Annotated in this window: 19 protein-coding genes (1 of these 19 cut by a window edge); 15 read left to right on the forward strand and 4 right to left on the reverse strand. The window is 55.9% G+C overall.

Annotated features, from left to right (window positions below):
- Positions 1 to 15 precede the first annotated feature (15 nt).
- The 15 genes from ftsW (at position 16) to QZL66_RS10165 (ending at position 13,662) form a co-directional block, all read left to right on the forward strand.
- On the forward strand, positions 16 to 1,284 hold the full coding sequence (gene ftsW / locus QZL66_RS10095) for a putative lipid II flippase FtsW (RefSeq protein WP_022411593.1): 1,269 nt from the start codon (positions 16 to 18) through the stop codon (positions 1,282 to 1,284).
- Entirely contained in the window at positions 1,281 to 2,414 is a 1,134-nt protein-coding gene (gene murG, locus QZL66_RS10100; protein ID WP_022411594.1) for an undecaprenyldiphospho-muramoylpentapeptide beta-N-acetylglucosaminyltransferase, read from the forward strand. The genes ftsW and murG overlap by 4 nt, the downstream gene beginning before the upstream one ends.
- Before the next feature lie 61 nt (positions 2,415 to 2,475).
- Positions 2,476 to 3,759, forward strand: a complete 1,284-nt coding sequence (gene murA, locus QZL66_RS10105; RefSeq protein ID WP_022411595.1) for a UDP-N-acetylglucosamine 1-carboxyvinyltransferase — start codon at positions 2,476 to 2,478, stop codon at positions 3,757 to 3,759.
- A gap of 40 nt (positions 3,760 to 3,799) precedes the next feature.
- On the forward strand, positions 3,800 to 4,726 hold the full coding sequence (locus QZL66_RS10110) for a cell division protein FtsQ/DivIB (RefSeq protein WP_022411596.1): 927 nt from the start codon (positions 3,800 to 3,802) through the stop codon (positions 4,724 to 4,726).
- Between the two features lie 286 nt (positions 4,727 to 5,012).
- Positions 5,013 to 6,200: a cell division protein FtsZ gene (gene ftsZ / locus QZL66_RS10115; RefSeq protein ID WP_022411597.1), complete on the forward strand. Its 1,188-nt coding sequence runs from the start codon at positions 5,013 to 5,015 to the stop codon at positions 6,198 to 6,200.
- A gap of 362 nt (positions 6,201 to 6,562) precedes the next feature.
- Positions 6,563 to 7,063 (forward strand): sigma-70 family RNA polymerase sigma factor, encoded by a 501-nt coding sequence (locus QZL66_RS10120; protein ID WP_293614986.1) that lies wholly within the window; start codon positions 6,563 to 6,565, stop codon positions 7,061 to 7,063.
- Positions 7,064 to 7,188: 125 nt separating this feature from the next.
- Positions 7,189 to 7,467, forward strand: a complete 279-nt coding sequence (locus tag QZL66_RS10125) for a zinc-ribbon domain containing protein (RefSeq protein ID WP_022411599.1) — start codon at positions 7,189 to 7,191, stop codon at positions 7,465 to 7,467.
- A 136-nt stretch (positions 7,468 to 7,603) separates the two neighbouring features.
- On the forward strand, positions 7,604 to 7,816 hold the full coding sequence (locus QZL66_RS10130) for a DUF1858 domain-containing protein (RefSeq protein ID WP_022411600.1): 213 nt from the start codon (positions 7,604 to 7,606) through the stop codon (positions 7,814 to 7,816).
- Positions 7,817 to 7,987: 171 nt separating this feature from the next.
- Complete coding sequence (locus QZL66_RS10135; protein ID WP_022411601.1) at positions 7,988 to 8,656, forward strand: class I SAM-dependent methyltransferase; 669 nt, start codon at positions 7,988 to 7,990, stop codon at positions 8,654 to 8,656.
- Positions 8,653 to 9,450 carry a Nif3-like dinuclear metal center hexameric protein gene (locus QZL66_RS10140; protein WP_022411602.1) on the forward strand — a complete coding sequence of 266 codons (798 nt, stop codon included), beginning with the start codon at positions 8,653 to 8,655 and terminating at the stop codon, positions 9,448 to 9,450. Before QZL66_RS10135 ends, QZL66_RS10140 begins: the two co-directional genes overlap by 4 nt.
- Positions 9,447 to 10,310 carry a putative RNA methyltransferase gene (locus tag QZL66_RS10145; protein ID WP_022411603.1) on the forward strand — a complete coding sequence of 288 codons (864 nt, stop codon included), beginning with the start codon at positions 9,447 to 9,449 and terminating at the stop codon, positions 10,308 to 10,310. The genes QZL66_RS10140 and QZL66_RS10145 overlap by 4 nt, the downstream gene beginning before the upstream one ends.
- Positions 10,307 to 10,492 (forward strand): nucleotidyltransferase family protein, encoded by a 186-nt coding sequence (locus QZL66_RS11985; protein ID WP_022411604.1) that lies wholly within the window; start codon positions 10,307 to 10,309, stop codon positions 10,490 to 10,492. Before QZL66_RS10145 ends, QZL66_RS11985 begins: the two co-directional genes overlap by 4 nt.
- 126 nt (positions 10,493 to 10,618) lie before the next feature.
- Positions 10,619 to 12,361 (forward strand): Rqc2 family fibronectin-binding protein, encoded by a 1,743-nt coding sequence (locus tag QZL66_RS10155; RefSeq protein ID WP_022411605.1) that lies wholly within the window; start codon positions 10,619 to 10,621, stop codon positions 12,359 to 12,361.
- Between the two features lie 6 nt (positions 12,362 to 12,367).
- Positions 12,368 to 13,126, forward strand: coding sequence for a hypothetical protein (locus QZL66_RS10160; protein ID WP_022411606.1), 759 nt, complete (start codon positions 12,368 to 12,370; stop codon positions 13,124 to 13,126).
- 11 nt (positions 13,127 to 13,137) lie between these two features.
- Positions 13,138 to 13,662 carry a DNA-3-methyladenine glycosylase gene (locus tag QZL66_RS10165; RefSeq protein ID WP_022411607.1) on the forward strand — a complete coding sequence of 175 codons (525 nt, stop codon included), beginning with the start codon at positions 13,138 to 13,140 and terminating at the stop codon, positions 13,660 to 13,662.
- Between the two features lie 81 nt (positions 13,663 to 13,743).
- Here the strand turns inward: QZL66_RS10165 and QZL66_RS10170 are convergent, their stop codons facing one another.
- The 4 genes from QZL66_RS10170 to QZL66_RS10185 all read right to left on the reverse strand — a co-directional run.
- Positions 13,744 to 15,699: a bifunctional 4-hydroxy-3-methylbut-2-enyl diphosphate reductase/30S ribosomal protein S1 gene (locus QZL66_RS10170; RefSeq protein ID WP_022411608.1), complete on the reverse strand. Its 1,956-nt coding sequence runs from the start codon at positions 15,697 to 15,699 to the stop codon at positions 13,744 to 13,746.
- A gap of 6 nt (positions 15,700 to 15,705) precedes the next feature.
- The gene (locus QZL66_RS10175) at positions 15,706 to 16,452 is read right to left on the reverse strand and encodes a lysophospholipid acyltransferase family protein (RefSeq protein ID WP_022411609.1); all 747 of its coding nucleotides are present in this window, start codon (positions 16,450 to 16,452) and stop codon (positions 15,706 to 15,708) included.
- 22 nt (positions 16,453 to 16,474) lie between these two features.
- Positions 16,475 to 17,143 carry a (d)CMP kinase gene (cmk, locus tag QZL66_RS10180; protein ID WP_022411610.1) on the reverse strand — a complete coding sequence of 223 codons (669 nt, stop codon included), beginning with the start codon at positions 17,141 to 17,143 and terminating at the stop codon, positions 16,475 to 16,477.
- A gap of 66 nt (positions 17,144 to 17,209) precedes the next feature.
- On the reverse strand, positions 17,210 to 17,934 hold the 3' portion of the coding sequence (locus QZL66_RS10185; protein ID WP_022411611.1) for an NAD(P)/FAD-dependent oxidoreductase. 562 nt of this gene lie beyond the right edge of the window; the window shows 725 of its 1,287 coding nt (coding positions 563–1,287); the start codon falls outside the window, past its right edge; the stop codon is at positions 17,210 to 17,212.

A 17,934-nucleotide genomic window follows, 5' to 3' on the forward strand; every position in this document is an offset into this window, starting at 1 on the left:
GAAGGAGGTTGCATTATGGCAGAACAGACATCTGTCAAATCACAAAAGAAGCGCTGGTTTAATCTGCCGCTGTGGCAGCGCAACGTGCGCTATGGCGAAGTGGATGTGGCGTTTTTTCTGATCGTCATTGCACTGCTGGTCATCGGGATCATCATGATGTTCTCCGCCAGCTATGCGTGGGCGACTGCGGAGGGAAAGTCCGGTTCTTTCTACGCCTATAACCAGATCAAGAATGCCGTTGTGGGACTGGTCATCATGTTCGCTCTCTGCACCGTGGATTATCATGTGTTCCGGAAACCGGCGATTGCCGTGTTCTCCTATGTGTTTCCGGTGATCCTGCTGGCAATCGTGGCATTTGTGCCGGCGCTGAGCGTCACAGAGGGCGGTGCAACCCGCTGGCTGGACATCGGCGGATTCAACTTCCAGCCCTCGGAGCTGATGAAGATCGGTATCGTCATCTTCTTCGCCTACTTCATTGAAAAGAACTACGACAACATGCGCTCCTTCCGAAAAGGGCTGCTGCCGCTGCTGCTGGCACTGGCAATCGTGGCTGCGCTTCTGATTCTGGAACCCCACCTCTCCGGTACGATCATCATCACACTGCTCTGCATCATCCTCATTTTCGTGGGCAATGCCAACCTGAAACACTTCCTGTTTCTGGGACTGGCAGGCATCGGTGCAGCGCTGGTGATCGGACTTCTGATGATGGACAGCTACGAGTACATCGGAAAGCGTATCCAGTCGTGGCGCGACCCGTTCTCGGACAGCCTGAACGACACGTGGCAGACTTGCCAGTCCCTGATCGCCATTGGTTCCGGCGGACTGTTTGGTCTGGGGCTGGGCGAATCCCGTCAGAAGTATCTGTACCTGCCGGAGACCAAGAACGACTTCGTGTTCTCCATCGTCTGCGAGGAGCTGGGCTTTGTGGGTGCGGTGACCGTTGTTCTGCTGTTCATGCTTCTGGTCATCCGTGGCTATCAGATCGCCACCCATGCGCCGGATAAGTTCGGCATGCTGCTGGCGATCGGACTGACCTCCCACATCGGACTTCAGGCGTTTCTGAACATCGCCGTTGTCAGCAATCTGTTCCCCAACACGGGTATCAGTCTGCCGTTCTTCAGCTACGGCGGTACGGCGCTGATCTTACAGCTGGCGGAAATGGGAATTGTGCTGAACATCTCCCGCACCCGATACCACGTCGGGAAAAAACGGCAGCGGAGCACTGCCGCAGAGGGAGAGCTTCAGGAGACAGGTGCAATGCAGCAGCAGGAGGGTATCGCATGAGAGTATTATTGGCAGGAGGCGGAACCGGCGGCCATATCAATCCGGCGCTGGCAATCGCCTCCATTATCAGGGAACATGATCCGTCGGCGGAGTTTCTCTTTGTGGGAACGCCCAACGGAATGGAAGCACGTCTGGTTCCGCAGGCTGGATATCGGCTGGAAACCATGCACGTCGCCGGCTTTCAGCGGAAGCTGAGCTGGAAAAACGTCAAGCGTAATGTCAAGGCAGCGTATTATCTTGCGACCTCGCAGCCCCGTGCCCGCAAGATCGTCCGGCAGTTCCAGCCGGATGTGGCAATCGGAACCGGCGGCTATGTGGCAGGGCCGATTCTGCATGCAGCGGCACATCTGGGCATTCCCTGTGCCATTCACGAGCAGAATGCGTTCCCCGGCGTGACCAACAAGATGCTCTCCAAAGAAGTGGATCATGTCATGCTCACCGTGGAACAGGCGCTGCAATATCTCCATCCCAACTGCGCCTATACCGTGACTGGTCTGCCGGTGCGTGGCGGGATCTCCCATCCCGATCGGGCGGCGGCCCGGAAAAAGCTGGGCTTTGATGACAGCATGTGCATCCTCTCCTTTGGGGGAAGCCTCGGTGCCGGCTGCATCAATGATGCAATGGCAGAGCTGATTCCGTGGCACGTGAAAAATGGGCTTGCCATCAACCACATTCACGGATACGGCGGCATGGGCAGGGATACATTCCCCAAGGCAATGGAGCAGACTGGCGTGCCCATGAAGAGCGACCGCCTGCGGATCACGGAGTACATCAACGACATGGACGTTTGTCTGGCGGCAGCCGATCTGGTCATCTGCCGTTCCGGCGCTTCGACGCTGGCAGAATTGGAGGCAGTGGGCAGAGGTTCGATTCTGATTCCCTCGCCCATTGTCACCGGCAACCACCAGCTGCACAACGCCAATGTTCTGGGCAATGCCGGCGCTGCTATCGTCATTGAACAGAAAGACGCATCGCCGCAGCGGATCATTCAGGAAGTGGAGAAACTGTACCAGAACCGTGCAAAGCTGGAACAAATGGCAGTGCACGCCAAGGGACTGGAAATTCCGGATACAGCAGACCGGATCTGGAAGGTCATCGAGGGCCTGACGGCATCGAAGCAGGGAAAATAACCCCGATTGCACCATTTTTTTGGAATTTGCATACACTGGCAATAAAAAGAGGTGATGCGGATTGCAAAAACTGGTCATTGACGGCGGAGTTCCGCTGGAGGGAGAGATTTTTCTACATGGTGCCAAAAACAGCGCCCTGCCCATCCTCGCCGCTGCATTGCTGTGCGACGGCGAAACGACACTGGAAAATTGTCCGCGCCTGACGGATGTCTTTGCAGCGTGCCGGATTCTCACCCATCTGGGCGGGCGGTGTACCATTCAGGAACACACCGTGACGGTGCAGGTGCGGGCGCTGTGCAGCGACACCATTCCGGAGGCGCTGATGCAGGAGATGCGCTCCTCCATTATTTTTCTGGGGGCGGTGCTGGGGCGTGCCGGAACCTGTCATGTGTCGTATCCCGGCGGATGCGAGCTTGGCCCCCGTCCCATTGACATGCACCTGGAGGCGCTGCGTCAAATGGGTGCACGCTTTTCCGTATGTGGGGGTCAGCTGGACTGCACTGTACCGGATGGGCTGCACGGCGCAGTGATCCACCTGCCGTTTCCCTCAGTAGGGGCAACGGAGAATGTGCTGCTGGCGGCCGTGCTGGCAAAGGGCGAGACAGTGCTGCACAATGCGGCACGGGAACCGGAGATCTGCGACCTGGCGGCGTTTCTGCGAAAATGCGGGGCGAAGATCTCTGGAGATGGTGAGAGCACCATTCGAATCGAGGGAACAGAACGGCTGCACGGCTGCGTGCACGCCATTATGCCGGACCGCATTGCGGGAATTACCTATCTGGGTGCGGCAGCCATTACCGGCGGAACGCTCTGCCTGAAGGGAACGGATGCCCAGCCCATGGAGAACATGCTGCCCACTTTGGAGCAGATGGGCTGCCGGCTCTATCCGGAACCGGATCGGCTGCATCTGCTTGCGCCACGGCGGCTTCGGGCAGTGCCGTTCCTCCGGACGATGCCTCATCCGGGATTTCCCACGGATGCGCAGGCGATTTTCATGGCAATGCTCTCGCTGGCAGACGGCGTGAGCGTGCTGGAGGAGAACATTTTTGAAAACCGGTACCGCCATGTGGATGCGCTGGTGAAAATGGGCGCAAGGATTCACGTCTCCGGCAGGACGGCGGTGGTTGCCGGTGTGCGTGCGCTGAGCGGTGCAGCCGTTTCCGCCACCGATCTGCGTGGCGGCGCAGCCATGGTACTGGCCGGGCTTGCAGCGCAGGGGCGCACCGAAGTGCGCCAGATCTCGCACATCGATCGGGGGTACGAAACGATGGAACTTGTGCTGCGCAGTGTGGGCGCACAGATCGTGCGGAAAGATGTACCGTCTGAGGGTCTACTTCGTATCTAGGCTCGAAACAGGAACAGAAAACAGCGGAGGGAGCTTATCCATGCAGGATGTGGAAAAAACAGAGATCCAGCGGAATACCAGTGCCAAGCGGATGCGCCGACGCAACCGGCTGCGGCCACTCTATTTCCTCGTGGTCGCCGTGCTGGTAGCTGGCGTGGGCATTGCGTTGTCCATGACCGCATTTTTTAACATCGCCACCATTGAGGTCGGCGGGAACAAACCGAAGCAGTATAATGAAGATGAAATTGCGCATGCATCCGGCGTGCATACCGGCGACAATATGATGCGTCTGAACAAAGAGGAAGTGGCGCAGAATATTCTGGACAGTCTGGTTTTTGTGGAGGATGTTCAGGTGGAGAAGAAATTCCCCGATGTGCTGGTCATTACGGTTTCAGCCAGCCATTCGGCGTTCAATGTGGTGGACGACAGCGGAACGCTGCAGGTGAGCGCTGCCGGAAAGATTCTGAAAAACAGTCCCGATGCGGACAGCAGCCTCCCCACGGTAACCGGATACGAGGCAGCGACCCGGGAGGCAGGTCAGAAGCTCACCTCGCAGGACAGCCAGAAAGATCGGATTTTTCAGACCATCTCCAAGAAGATGGCGGGCGGTCTGACTTATCCTATCACAAGCGTTGATCTGACTGACAAGTATGATATCAAACTGGTGTTTGACTCCCGTGTGGAATTTGAAGTGGGAAACTGGAGTGAACTGGACTATAAGATCACCCTGGCGGAAACGGTGCTGGATCAGCTTGCGCCGGATAAAATCGGGTATCTTTCCATGGTCGGGGATCACCAGTGCTCCTATCGGGACAAGTCTGCGGTGGAACAGCAGACTACGGCAGCGCTGGCGACCACAGCGACGGATGAGAATGGCATGCCTATTTTGGAGACCGATGAAAACGGCAACCCCATCTCGCCCGCCACTGAGACTACCACCACCGCTGCACCGCTGGAAGAGTGGTAAACTTGCCGGTTTTTTCAGAAAAGTACAGGCGATTTTCGACATTCCTGTACAATTTTGTAAAAATACCGGCGGTGTGGCCGGAAATTCTTGTGGGAAAATGAAAAACCAAATTTATTTCAAAAAAAAGCTTGCATTGTTTTCGAAAATGTGTTAAGATAATAAGTGTATTTCCAGAGGTTTTGTTCCATATTTGCGGGAACTTACACAGCTGCTGTACCGCTTTTCAATTACACGGCGGACAGCACGATACAGCGTGTCACAGAAGTTTTGTAGGAGGAAATGTTAGATGGCTGATTTTATCTATGAGGATTCCTTTGATCCTGATGTAAATATCAAAGTGATTGGCGTCGGCGGCGGCGGCGGAAACGCACTGAATTGCATGGTGTCTTCCGGCGTACAGGATATTGAATATATTGCAGTAAATACAGATGCCAAGGCTTTGAACAATTCCAAGGCAACCTCGAAGATCCAGATCGGTGCAAAGCTCACCAAAGGCCGTGGCGCCGGAAATAAACCGGATGTCGGCAGACAGAGCGCCGAGGAAAACAAGGACGAGATCGAAGCTGCACTGAAGGGTGCGGATATGGTATTCATTACCGCTGGTATGGGCGGTGGCACCGGTACTGGCGCAGCACCGGTCGTTGCACGTCTGGCACAGGAGGCCGGGATCCTCACCGTTGCCGTTGTCACAAAGCCGTTTGCTTTTGAGCGGGAACAGAAGATGATGCAGGCAGAACGGGGCATTACAGAGTTGCGGAAGTACGTGGATTCTCTGATCGTGATCCCGAACGAAAAGCTGCTGGAGGGTCTGGACAAGCCGCTGACCATGCGGGAATCGTTCGCACTGGCAGACGATGTTCTCAAGACCGGCGTGAAGAGCATTTCCGACCTGATCGTGGAAGAGGGCTATATCAACCTGGACTTCGCCGATGTTTCCACCATCATGAAGGGCGCAGGCTATGCCCACATGGCAATCGGTCACGGCTCCGGCAAGGACAAGGCAAAGGAAGCAGCCAACGCTGTTATCGCAAGCCCGCTGCTGGAAACCTCTATCGCCGGTGCAAGACGCCTGCTGATCAACATCGCAATGAGCGAGGATATCCTCTCCTCCGACGTGGATGTTGCAACCAAGATGATTACAGACAAGGCAGCAGAGGATGTGGAATTCATCTTCGGTACTGCGTTCAAGGAAGACATGCAGGATGAGATGGTCATTACCGTTATCGCTGCTGGCTTCGATATGGAAGATCCGGATGCCATTCCGGAAGAGCCGGAGGAAGCACAGGAAGAGCCGATTCCAGTGGACAACCCGCTGGTAAAGGATGTGAACGTTGGCGGAAACCGTGGCGCTGCTGCACAGCAGGCTGCTCCGGCTCCTGCACCCGCACCGGCTCAGCCCGCTGCTGCTGCACCGGCTTCCGATCCGCTGGGAGATGACATCACCGCCATCCTGAACATTCTGGACGGCCGTTAAGCTTTTGCAAAATTCAAGAGAATGAACCAGATCCGGTGCAGAAATGCACCGGATTTTTTGGCGGCGGTGTCCTGCCGGAACTGTGCATGTTGCTGGAAAAATGATACTCAAAACTGGGAGATATGCCAGTTTTCAAAGGAAAATCCACAATTGTTCGGAATCATATTGACAACTTGCCCTTTTTTCGGTATAATAGAAAAAGCATCAGCGGCGGTCTGAGAGGAACGTTGCCGGTGTTTCCTGAGCAATGGCAAACTGAACAATTTCGAGGATCGATAGGGGAATGTAAATTGAAGCCGGTATCTTTTGAACAGCTACCGGACGAAGAACTTGCCCTCCTGGCGCGGCAGAGCCGGCAGGCGATGGAGGTCCTGATCTTGCGCTATACCGATTTCGTGTGGAATCTGGTGCGGCAGTATCGGGGCGGAGCGGATGCCGAGGATCTCGCGCAGGAAGGCTTTCTGGGGCTGATTTCTGCGGCATGTCGGTATGATCCCATACGCGGCGTGCCTTTTTCTGCCTATGCAGGCAGATGCGTGACCAATCGGGTGGTATCTGCGCTCCGGCGCAGCCGGAATATTCCGCTGCCAGTGGGGGCGGCAGATATGCCTCCTTTCTCCTTGGTGCAGGACACAGAGCGCACACCGGATTCGGTGGTGCAGAGCCGTCTGGAAACGGCGGAGCTCTGCTGCACCATGCTGAACTGTTTATCCAAACGGGAATATCAGGTTTGCATGCTGATTTACGGAGGGGCTTCGTATGCACAAGCGGCAGAACGGCTGCACCTTTCTGTGAAATCGGTGGATAACGCATTGCAGCGTGCCCGGCGGAAGCTTCATTCTGCGGCGGCCGATGTGGTGTGATTGCACTGGAGCAGATCCATGGCGAGGCGCTTGCCCTGCAATGGGACACATGAATTGGAAAGACCGGACATTGTCCGGCACGAGGCGCACATTGGAAAGCTCCTCGAGAAAGGTAAGGTTACACTATGTACGAAGATAAGACTTTGGTATGCAAGGACTGCGGACAGGAATTCGTTTTCACTGCTGGCGAACAGGAATTTTACGCTGAGAGAGGCTTCGTAAACGAGCCGAAGCGCTGCAAGAGCTGCCGTGACGCAAAGCGCGGCGCATCCAAGCCGGAGCGTGAGATGTTCATCGGCACATGCGATTCCTGCGGCGGCGAGGCAAGAGTTCCGTTCCAGCCCCGTGAAGGCCGTCCGGTTTACTGCAGCGCATGCTTCGCAAAGATGAGAGAAGAAGCATAAGCACCGTAGAAAACGCACAAAACAGGTGACAGAGAGAGGCGTGGCCGGAAGCGTGCCGTGCCTGTCTTTGCATAAGCGTATCTCTTTTGGGTATGCTATTTTTGCACATTGCAGCCAGACTGGAGGTGTTTCGAGTATGGTAACGATTACAAAGGAAACCATCATTGGTGATATTCTGGACATTGCACCGCAGACAGCTCCGCTGTTCATGGCAATCGGCATGCATTGTCTGGGCTGTCCGGCTTCTCGTGGCGAAACGGTAGAAGAAGCCTGCATGGTGCATGGCATCGATCCGGAAGAACTGCTGGAAGAACTCAACAAGCAGATCGCAGCCGGTGATGTACAGTAACCCTGTTTTTTCGAATTGCTCCCCGTGTGATTCTGCCGTCCAAAAGGTAGTTCCACGGCGGGGCAATTTTTGTTTCGGCAACACCGTACAAAGCTTGTGCGTAAGATAGCTGTCAGGCGGTCTTTGTGCGGGGTTGCCTTTAGTTGATACATGGAAAGGATGACGTGAAATATGCTGACAAAACGGCTGGCTGCCTGTGCAGCGTTGGTGACAGAGGGCGGTGTTGTCTGCGATGTGGGAACGGATCACGCCTATTTGCCGGCGGAGTTGCTCCGGCAAAACCGCTGCCCCCGTGCGGTGGTCACGGACATCCACGCCGGTCCGCTGGAGGCGGCAAGGCGCACGCTGACGGAAGCCGGCGTTCTGGCACGTGCGGAACTGCTTCTGTGCGACGGGCTGGAGCAGGTGCTCCCGGAGGGCATCACTGATGTGGTGGTTGCCGGAATGGGCGGAGAAACCATTGTGCACATTCTGGAAAACTGTCCGTGGCGGGCGCAGGTGCACCTGATTTTACAGCCCATGACCAAGCTGCCCGTTCTGCGCCAGTGGCTCGCCAAAAACGGCTTTGACTGGACGGAACAGGTAGTTTCAGAGGGCGGGAAGTTTTACGTCGTTCTGGATGTGCGAAGCGCAGCTGCACCGCAGCCGCTGACATTGCTGGAACAGGAAGTGGGACGCATTGACTGGCAGGAACCGTGTGCCAGCGCCTACGCCAGCTGGAAGCTGAAGCGTTTCCAGAAACTGGCGCAGCAGCTGAAACAGGCAGGCGTGCCGGAATATTCGCTGTGGGAGTCCCTGGCGGAGGAAACTGCGGCAAAATTGGGGAGGAATCCAAGATGACAACTGTTCAGGAAATCTATGAAACCATTGATGCATTTGCACCGTTTGCGTCGCAGGAGTCGTGGGACAATTCCGGACTGCTGGCGGGCGCAGGCACACAGCCGGCGGAGAAAATTCTGACGACGCTGGATATTTCCCAAGGCGTCATTGCCGAGGCGGCCGCACAGGGCGTTCAGCTCATTGTCTCCCACCATCCGGTAATTTTTTCTCCCCTCAAGGCGCTGCCGGTGCAGCATCCGGTGTACCAGCTGGCTGCCCATCAGATCGCAGCGATCTGCGTACATACGCCGCTGGACATGGCGCCGGAGGGGCTGAATGCCTACGCTCACACGCTGCTGCGGGAACGTCTGTCGCTGGAAGGGCGCACAGACGTGCTGGAACCGTGCTGGAAGGACGGCAGAGGCTTTGGATGGACGGATACCAGTACACGGGCGTGGACGCCGCAGGCGCTGGCACAGCAGCTCCAGAGCGTGTTCGGCGGAGCCGTGCGGTATTCCGCCAAGGAAACGCCCATTCGGAAGATCGCCTATTGCTCCGGTTCTGCTGCCTCTATGCTGGAACTGGCTGCGGCACAGGGCTGCGATGCGCTGATTACCGGCGATATCAAGCACGACCGCTGGTATGCGGCGGAGTTTTCGGATGTGGCGCTGTTCGACTGCGGGCACTACGGGACAGAGCGCTTTGCCGCAGAGATTCTGGCGGCGCATATTCGGGCAGCGCATCCGGAGGTCACGGTGATTGCGCAGGCAGGCGCAGATCCCGCTGAAATTTGTGCAGGAGGGGAAGAACAATGAGTATCTGGAAATGTCCGGTGTGCGGTTCGTTTATGCAGCATCGGGGAAAGTGTTGGAGCTGTGCCCAGGGGCACACGTTCGATATGGCACGCAGCGGCTATGTCAACCTGCTTCCCGCCAATCGGAAGCACGCCAAGAATCCGGGAGACAACGCCGTGATGATGCGTGCCAGAAAACGGTTTCTGGATGCGGGACACTATGCGCCGCTGTTGCAGGCGCTGGAAAAAGCGGCGGTGCGCTACGGCAGAGCCGGCGGTGTCCTGCTGGATGCCGGCTGCGGTGAGGGGTATTATACTGAGGGCGTGTCCAGGGCGCTGGAACAGGCTGCACTTCCCATGCAGGTGTATGGAGTGGATATTTCCAAGAGTGCAGCAGACGCAGCGGCAAAGCGCTGTCCGGGCGGGCATTTTGCCGTGGGGAGTGTGTACCATTTGCCGGTGGCAGACCGCTGCTGTGACATGCTCATGACTATCTTTGCGCCATACTGCGGCGAGGAGTATCATCGGGTGCTGCGGAAAAACGGCACCATGCTCATGGTGATTCCGGGGCAGCAGCATCTGTGGGGGCTGAAAGAGGCGATCTATGACGTGCCCTATCCCAATGCCGTGCGGGACTATGCGCTGGATGGCTTCGAACTGATTCAGGCAGAGTATGTGGACGGCTGGCTGAAGCTGGACAATCCGGCGGACATCCAGAACCTGTTCCAGATGACGCCCTATTACTATAAGACCGGACGGGAGGAGCACGCCCGTCTGGAACAGCTGGAGAGCCTGTCTACCCAGATCTCCTTTGAAATTTTACAGTATCGGGCAGTTGCAGCGTCTGCTCCGGCGGACAAGCCGCAGGGAGATGCCAGATGAAGAACATATCCGAGCGTGTGGAAACGAAGATCATCCAGCTGGCAAAGGAGCACGGGATTCAAAAGGTAATTCTGTTTGGCTCACGTGCCAGAGGTGATAACTGGGAGCAGAGCGACATTGATCTGGCGGTTTCCGGCGGCGACATTCCCCGATTTGCGCTGGATCTGGACGAAGAGGTGTGAACGCTGCTGCTGTTTGACGTGGTGAATCTGGATGAACCGGTTCAGCCGTCGCTGCTGGAGGAGATTGCACGGGATGGAGTTGTGATTTATGAGCATGAGAAATAGACGAGAAAGGACGAGTACCACATGGCATTAGACGGCGCATATTTACACGCAGTACGGCAGGAGCTTCTGCCGTGGATCGACGCACGCATTGAGAAAATTCACCAGCCCACACGGGAAGAACTGATCCTTGCATTCCGCAGCCGGAGCGGCGGCGCAAAGATACTGATTTCCTGCGCTGCCGATCGGGCGAGAGTTCACCTGACGCAAATCGCTGTGGAAAACCCCAAGGCACCCCCCATGTTCTGCATGCTTCTGCGGAAACGGCTGGGAAACGGCAAACTGCTGGCAATCCGGCAGGATGGGCTGGAACGTGTGCTGTACTTTGATTTCTCCTGCATCAATGAGCTGGGGGATGTGGTGCAGCTGACGCTTGCCGTGGAGATCATGGGGCGGTACTCCAACCTCATTCTCATTGATGAAAACGGCATTGTCATCGACAGCATGAAGCGTGTGGACGCCACCATGTCCAGCAAGCGGCTGGTGCTGCCGGGGCTGCCCTACGAGATGCCGCCACGGGACGACCGTCTGAACTTCCTGGAGGCACCGCCGGCGGAGATTCTGGCGGTGCTCTCCCAAAAGACGGGAGAACTTTCCAAGGCGCTGCTGCAAACCTTGGAGGGTGTTTCGCCGGTTTTGGTGCGGGAGTGGGCATACTATGCGGGAAAGGGACAGCCCTGCCGGGCGGAGTCCCTCACAGACGACCAGAAAGACCGGCTCTGTTACACCATCGCCAGAACACGGGAACTGCTGGAACAGGGGAACGAGGTGTACACCATGGTCAGCACGCGGGAGGGGCAGCCCAAGGACTTCTCGTTCCTGCCGCTGCACCAGTACGGCGCACTGATGGTAACCAAGACCATGCCCTCCGCCTGTGCGCTGCTGGACGAATTTTTCGCCAGCCGTGACCACGCTGCACGCCTGAAACAGCGTGCCAATGATCTGTTCCACCTGCTGCTCCACGCCACGGAGCGGATTCAGCGCCGGATCGCCACCCAGTCGGCAGATCTGGAGGCGTGTGCGGAAAAGGATGACGACCGCCGAAAGGCAGACCTGATCTCCGCCAACCTCTACCGTCTGCACAAGGGCGACACAGAAGCCGTTCTGGAGGACTTCTACGAGCCGGAGTGTCCCACAGTACACATTCCGCTGGATGTCCGTCTGACGCCGCCGCAGAACGCCCAGCGCTATTATCAGGCGTATAAGAAAGCATGCACGGCGGAGAAGATTCTGACGGAGCAGATTGCCAAGGGACGGGAGGAACTGATGTATCTGGACAGCGTGCTGGATGCGCTGAGCCGTGCGGAAAATGAGAACGATCTGGAACAGCTGCGTGCGGAGCTGGCGGAGCAGGGTTATCTGCGCCTGCTGCGGCGCAAGGGCAAACCGCCCAAGTCTCTGCCGCCCATGGAGTATACGGCATCGGACGGAACACGGATTCTGGTGGGACGGAATAACCGCCAGAACGACCAGCTGACTCTGAAAACCGCCAACAAAAATGACATCTGGCTGCACACCCAGAACATCCCCGGTTCCCACGTGATTCTGGAGACCGGCGGAAAAGAGCCAACGCAGAAGGTGCTGGAAGAGGCAGCACAGCTGGCGGCGTATCATAGCAAGGCACGGGATTCGGCGCAGGTGCCGGTGGATTATTGTGCTGTGCGTTACGTGAAAAAGCCCGCCGGCGCAAAGCCGGGAATGGTGATCTTTTCCAACCAGCATACCCTGTATGTAAAGCCGGAGCAGCAGTGTGTGACGGAGGAATAAAAGAGCATGAAACGAGTTTGTCCGCACTGCGGTGCGCCGATGTATCGGAATGTGTGTGAATATTGTCAGATGCCAGTGGAGAACAATGTACCTGTTCCGGCAAAAAGACGAAAGCACGTCTGGCTGTGGTGCATATTGGCAGCGGTGATCCTTGTGGCTGGTGCGGTGATCGCAGCAATACGAATGGGATATATGGAAGACGCCTCTCCGAAGATCGTTGAGAATGATGCAGTGGTCTTGGAAAAAATGCAGGAGAGCGGTGTGTTTTCCGCCGGAACGTATCTGGTCGGAGAAGAGATCCCAGCAGGGGAATATGTAGTCGTTTCTGACCCGGAAGAAACGGATCATTTGTTCTATGCCGGCATCTATGCAGATCGAGAGAAAGAACAGGAACTGAGTGAGGGATGGCATGAATATTCTGCCATTGTGCAATTGGAAGAGGGCACATATTTCAGCTTTTCGTGGGCAAATTGCTATGATATCACAAAGAACAACGTTCCCAACGATCCCACCAAGCACTCCGGCATGTTCTGTGTGGGACGGGATATCGAGCCTGGAACATATCACATTTGTCCCATGGAAAAGGAAAATCAAGATCAGTATCCGTTATATGGCGTTTACACATCGCTTGGAAGCGTTGCACCTGTGATCGTGGAGTCCGGCTGTTTGTATGACACATCGACTGGCACCGTTGTAGATTCTGTTCCCATCACGCTGAAAGAGGGGCAGTATTTGAAATTGTATCAATGTATCATCGCAGAATAGAGGGGGATTTTATGACACCCATTCGTCTGACCGAATCGTTTTACCATCGGGATTGTCTGGTAGTTGCGCCGGAGCTGGTGGGAAAGCTGCTGGTGCGTCAGCTGCCGGACGGCACGCTGCTATGGGAGCGCATCGCTGAAACAGAGGCATACCGCGGGCAGGAGGATCTGGCGTGTCACGCCTCCAAGGGGCGCACGCCGCGCACAGAGCTGCTCTATCGGGAGAGCGGTGTCATCTACGTCTATCTCTGCTACGGCATCCACTGGCTGATGAACGTCATCACCGGCGAAAAAGAACAGCCGCAGGGCGTGCTGCTTCGTGCCGGCGCAGTGCATAGCGGGCCGGCAAAGCTGACGAAGTTCCTGCAAATCGACGGGACATTCAACGGCGGCAGCTTCGTCACCAGTCCGGTGCTTTGGATTGCCGATGACGGATACCGGCCGCCTCTCCGAACCGATGTGCGGGTGGGAATTGACTACGCCGGAGAGCGTTGGAAAAATATGCCGTGGCGCTGGATCGATGCCACGGAAAAATAAGCGGGAACGCAAAAACGGCAGTACAGCCAAACGCTGTACTGCCGTTTCTTTTATTTGTTTTCGTTACCGGAAAAGGGGAGATTATTCCTCATCCTCGCCAGCGTCAGCCTCGTCATCCAGCAGTGCACGCATAGAAATGCTGATGCGCTTGTTCGGGATGTCGATGTCGATGATCTTTACCTTGACAACGTCGCCCACGGAAACGATGTCCTTGACATTCTCAACACGCTTGTCAGCCAGCTGAGAAATGTGGATCAGACCGTCTACGCCGTCAATGATCTGTGCGAATGCACCGAACGGAGTGATGGAAACGATAGTTGCATCGATCTCGTCGCCAACCTTGTAGGTTGCCTTGAACTTCTCCCACGGATTGTCTTCCTGCTTCTTGTAGCCCAGAGAAATCCGGTTGTTCTCCTTGTCCAGATCCTTGATGTATACTTCGATATAGTCGCCAACCTTGACAACTTCGCTCGGGTGCTTGATGCGCTTCCAGGACAGCTCGGAGATGTGAACCATACCGTCGATGCCGCCCAGATCTACGAATGCGCCGTAGCTGGTCAGGGACTTTACTTCGCCCTTGTAGGTCTTGCCGATTTCAGCAGTTTCCCAGAATGCCTCTCTTGCAGCGTCCTTCTCAGCCTTTACAACAGCCTTGATGGAACCAACTGCTCTGCGGCGGTGTTCGTTGACTTCCAGAATGACGAAACGCTGCTTGGTTTTTACCAGCGTATCCATCTCTGCGCCACGGGGCAGACCGCTCTGAGATGCCGGAATGAATACCCGCACACCAGCGTAAGTGATGATGACGCCGCCCTTGACAGCTGCGTTTACAGTGCCCTCCAGAACAGTGCCCTCATCCTTTGCCTTGATGATCTCCTCAAAGCCCTTCATTTCATCGACCTTCTTCTTGGACAGGGTCACAATACCCTCCTGGTCGTTTACCTTCAGGACGATCAAATCCAGCTCGTCGCCGACCTTGACAATGTCAGCCGGCTTTACCGACGGGTCGTCAGTCAGCTCGCTCAGCGGCACATAGCCGGTGTGCTTGGTGCCAACGTTTACTGTAACTTCGGTGTTGCTTACCGCATCAACAGTACCCTTGACTTTCTCTCCTGTATGTATTTTTTTGAAGGACTGATCCAGCATTTCCTTGAAAGAAGCGCCTTCCTCCAGAGTATTTCCATCCATAATTTCAGTCATAGTTTCCTGAACCTCCTTAATGATATGTGCCGGTGTGGACGCGCCGGCCGTAATCCCGATTTTCTCGGCATTACAAAGGTCTAAAGTGTAAAGCTCATCCGAATTCTCAATATGATAAGACCTACAGTTTCTGTTGCAGACATGAAACAGCTTTACGGTATTGGAACTGTGCCTGCCGCCCACAATAATCATTAAATCTGATTTGCGGGAGAGTTTGTCCGCGTCGGACTGCCGCACCTGTGTGGCACGGCAGATTGTATTGTAAACCATAATGTTTGGGTTGTCCTTGGGAAGAACTTCTAAACACTTTTCCCATACTAATATATTATACGTTGTTTGTGCAACAATTGCAAGTCTTTTATGCAGAAAATCAGGATTTTTTTGAAAAAGAATGTTCAGAGCTTTTTCACTTTCGAAAACAAAGCAATTGCCGTTACAATGTCCAACAATGGCTTCTACTTCCGGATGCTTTGCATCTCCGGCGATGAGGACAATGTCCCCATTTTTCGTATGTTTTTCCACAACGTCGTGGATCTTTGCCACGAAAGGACAGGTGGCATCCACATAGGGATTGCCGCACGCTGCCAGCTGGTCGTAAACGCTGCGGCTGACACCGTGAGAGCGGATGACTACGCACTCGTCCGGTTCCAGCTCGGCGATGGCGTTCACAATGCGTGCGCCGTTTTTCTTGAGGTCATCCACCACGCTCTGGTTGTGGATGATGGGACCGAGGGTGGCGACCTTGGGGTATGTTTTCAGCGCCTGATAGCACAGCTTGACGGCACGGTCTACGCCGAAGCAGAAGCCGGCGGAATCGGCGACAGTAATTTCAGCCATATGCGATCACTCCTCCGTGGTGTCGGCAGACTGCGCTGCCTTTTTTTGCGCTTCCAGAGCGGCACGCTTTTTGTCCTGTGCGATCTCGATGGACGTGCGGTGTTTCGGCACATCGTGGAGAATGGGGAACGGCGGATTTTCCTCCACCATGGATTTGATGCTGTCCATGATGTCCTTCCGCATGGCGTGCATTTCGTAGGGATTGGAGTCAGCGTTCAGTCCGTAGTCTGCGGCATAGATGGGCTTGCCCACACGCACGCAGATCCTGCTGCGGAAGTGGAGATTGTTGGAGTCGAAGATCAGCCCGATGGGGACAACCGGTTTTCCGCTGCGTGCCGCCAGAACGCAGACGCCGCTTTTGCCTCTGCCCACCTTGCCGTCAGTGTGGCGGGTACCCTCCGGAAAGATGGTGAGGTGGCGCCGTCTGTCCAGCCGCTTGGTGGCCTCTGAGAGCATGTCGTAGTCGGGGTGCTTGGCATCCGCTGTGGGGAATGCGCCCATGAGCCGGATAAAGCCGCCGAAGACGGGGTTTTTGAACAGTGGTTCTTTGGCGATGAAGTTGAACGGATGGGGCGCTGCCATTGCCACCAGCACCGGATCCAGATAGCTGCGGTGGTTGGAGGCGAAGATGACAGCGGTGCCCTTGGGGACATTTTCCCGTCCCTCAAAGGAAATGCGGTAGTAAAAGAAAAATGCGATCCGCACCAGATAATAGGCGATGCGGTAAAAGAAAAAGACAATGGGATACGGCAAGAAATCACCTCCTTTGGGAACGTCATTCCAGATCCAGTCGATCCTCCACCAGATCCATGATCTCCTCACAAACCTCGTGGAAGCCCATGGTGGTGCTGTCGATGCGTACGGCGTCCTTGGCACACTTCAGCGGTGCGATCTTCCGGTGGGTGTCGTTGTAGTCCCGCTGCTTGATCTCCTCCAGAAGCTGTTCATAGGTGGGCGCATCGGGCTTGTCCTCCAGCTCTAAGTACCGGCGGCTGGCACGTTCCTCAGCCGATGCCGTCAGGAAGATTTTCAGATCGGCATCCGGCAGAACTACGGTGCCGATATCTCTGCCGTCCATGATGACGTTGAATTCCCGTGCGATGTCCTTTTGGGTCTCCAGCAGGAACGCCCGCACCTCCGGCAGCGCCGAGATCTCAGACGCTTTCATGGAGATCTCCGGCGTGCGGATTTTTTCGGTGACGTTGTCGCCGTTGAGGAAGATGCACTGTGTTCCGCCGAAGTACTTCAGCTCCAGGTGGCAGTCATCCTCCAGCGCCCTGAGAAACTCTTCCTGTGTGGAATACTCCAGCGAGAACAGTGCTGTCGCACGATAGAGTGCGCCGGTGTCCACGTAGACAAATCCAAGCTGAGAAGCCACTTCCCGTGCAATGCTGCTTTTGCCGGCACCGGCAGGGCCATCGATGGCAATGTTAATCGTTTTCATACTGTAAAACTCCTTATGTGTATCATCAATTTTAGAATTATGAAATGTGTGATGCAGAACGGACGCTCATTCCACCAGCGCCATGGATGCGCCGGCGCAGTACGCTGTGGAAAAGGCGATCTGTAAGTTGAAACCGCCGGTATAGGCGTCCACGTCCAGAATCTCGCCGGCAAAGTACAGGTGCGGACAGCGCTTGGACTCCATGGTCTTGGCGTTGACCTCCCGAATCGAGACACCGCCCCGTGTAATGATCGCCTCGTCAATGGGGCGAAACGCACGGATGTGCAGCGGCAGCGCCTTGATACCGCTGCCAAGCGTCTGGCGCTGCACGCGTGTCAGGCTGTTTGCCTTGGTGTCCGGCGCAATGCGGCACTGCTTCAGCACCGGAAGAATCAGCTTTGCCGGCAGCAGCGCATGGAGCAGATTCCCCACATCACGGTTGGGAGCTTCGCTCAGATCACGCTGGATGCGGCGATCCAGTTTTTCCGGTGTCAGTCCCGGCTTCAGGTCGATCTCCATCCGATAGTCCTGCGGCGTGCCCTTGCGCATCATGGCGCTTGCGCTGAGCACCAGCGGACCGGAGATGCCAAAGTGGGTGAAGAGCATTTCGCCAAGCTCCTCAAAAACGCAGCGGTCGCCCCGATAGAGTCGGAGTGTGACGTTCCGCAGGGACAGCCCCATGGCATCCCGGCACCAGTTCTCCTCCGTCACCAGCGGGATCAGGGAGGGCATCGGCGGAACAATGGTGTGTCCTGCCGATTCTGCCAGACGATACCCGATGCAGGTGGAAC

Source organism: Ruminococcus sp. CAG:330 (assembly GCF_000437175.1).
Classification (GTDB): Bacteria; Bacillota; Clostridia; order Oscillospirales; family Ruminococcaceae; genus Ruminococcus_C.

Excerpts from the sequence above, each read along its gene's own strand:
- QZL66_RS10165 (WP_022411607.1), top strand. The coding sequence starts at position 13,138 with ATGACACCCATTCGTCTGACCGAATCGTTTTACCATCGGGATTGTCTG.
- QZL66_RS10145 (WP_022411603.1), top strand. The coding sequence starts at position 9,447 with ATGAGTATCTGGAAATGTCCGGTGTGCGGTTCGTTTATGCAGCATCGG.
- ftsW (WP_022411593.1), top strand. The coding sequence starts at position 16 with ATGGCAGAACAGACATCTGTCAAATCACAAAAGAAGCGCTGGTTTAAT.
- QZL66_RS10170 (WP_022411608.1), bottom strand. The coding sequence starts at position 15,699 with ATGGCTGAAATTACTGTCGCCGATTCCGCCGGCTTCTGCTTCGGCGTA.
- QZL66_RS10130 (WP_022411600.1), top strand. The coding sequence starts at position 7,604 with ATGGTAACGATTACAAAGGAAACCATCATTGGTGATATTCTGGACATT.
- QZL66_RS11985 (WP_022411604.1), top strand. The coding sequence starts at position 10,307 with ATGAAGAACATATCCGAGCGTGTGGAAACGAAGATCATCCAGCTGGCA.
- QZL66_RS10160 (WP_022411606.1), top strand. The coding sequence starts at position 12,368 with ATGAAACGAGTTTGTCCGCACTGCGGTGCGCCGATGTATCGGAATGTG.
- ftsZ (WP_022411597.1), top strand. The coding sequence starts at position 5,013 with ATGGCTGATTTTATCTATGAGGATTCCTTTGATCCTGATGTAAATATC.
- QZL66_RS10140 (WP_022411602.1), top strand. The coding sequence starts at position 8,653 with ATGACAACTGTTCAGGAAATCTATGAAACCATTGATGCATTTGCACCG.
- QZL66_RS10125 (WP_022411599.1), top strand. The coding sequence starts at position 7,189 with ATGTACGAAGATAAGACTTTGGTATGCAAGGACTGCGGACAGGAATTC.
- murG (WP_022411594.1), top strand. The coding sequence starts at position 1,281 with ATGAGAGTATTATTGGCAGGAGGCGGAACCGGCGGCCATATCAATCCG.
- QZL66_RS10155 (WP_022411605.1), top strand. The coding sequence starts at position 10,619 with ATGGCATTAGACGGCGCATATTTACACGCAGTACGGCAGGAGCTTCTG.
- QZL66_RS10135 (WP_022411601.1), top strand. The coding sequence starts at position 7,988 with ATGCTGACAAAACGGCTGGCTGCCTGTGCAGCGTTGGTGACAGAGGGC.
- QZL66_RS10120 (WP_293614986.1), top strand. The coding sequence starts at position 6,563 with ATGGAGGTCCTGATCTTGCGCTATACCGATTTCGTGTGGAATCTGGTG.
- QZL66_RS10110 (WP_022411596.1), top strand. The coding sequence starts at position 3,800 with ATGCAGGATGTGGAAAAAACAGAGATCCAGCGGAATACCAGTGCCAAG.
- cmk (WP_022411610.1), bottom strand. The coding sequence starts at position 17,143 with ATGAAAACGATTAACATTGCCATCGATGGCCCTGCCGGTGCCGGCAAA.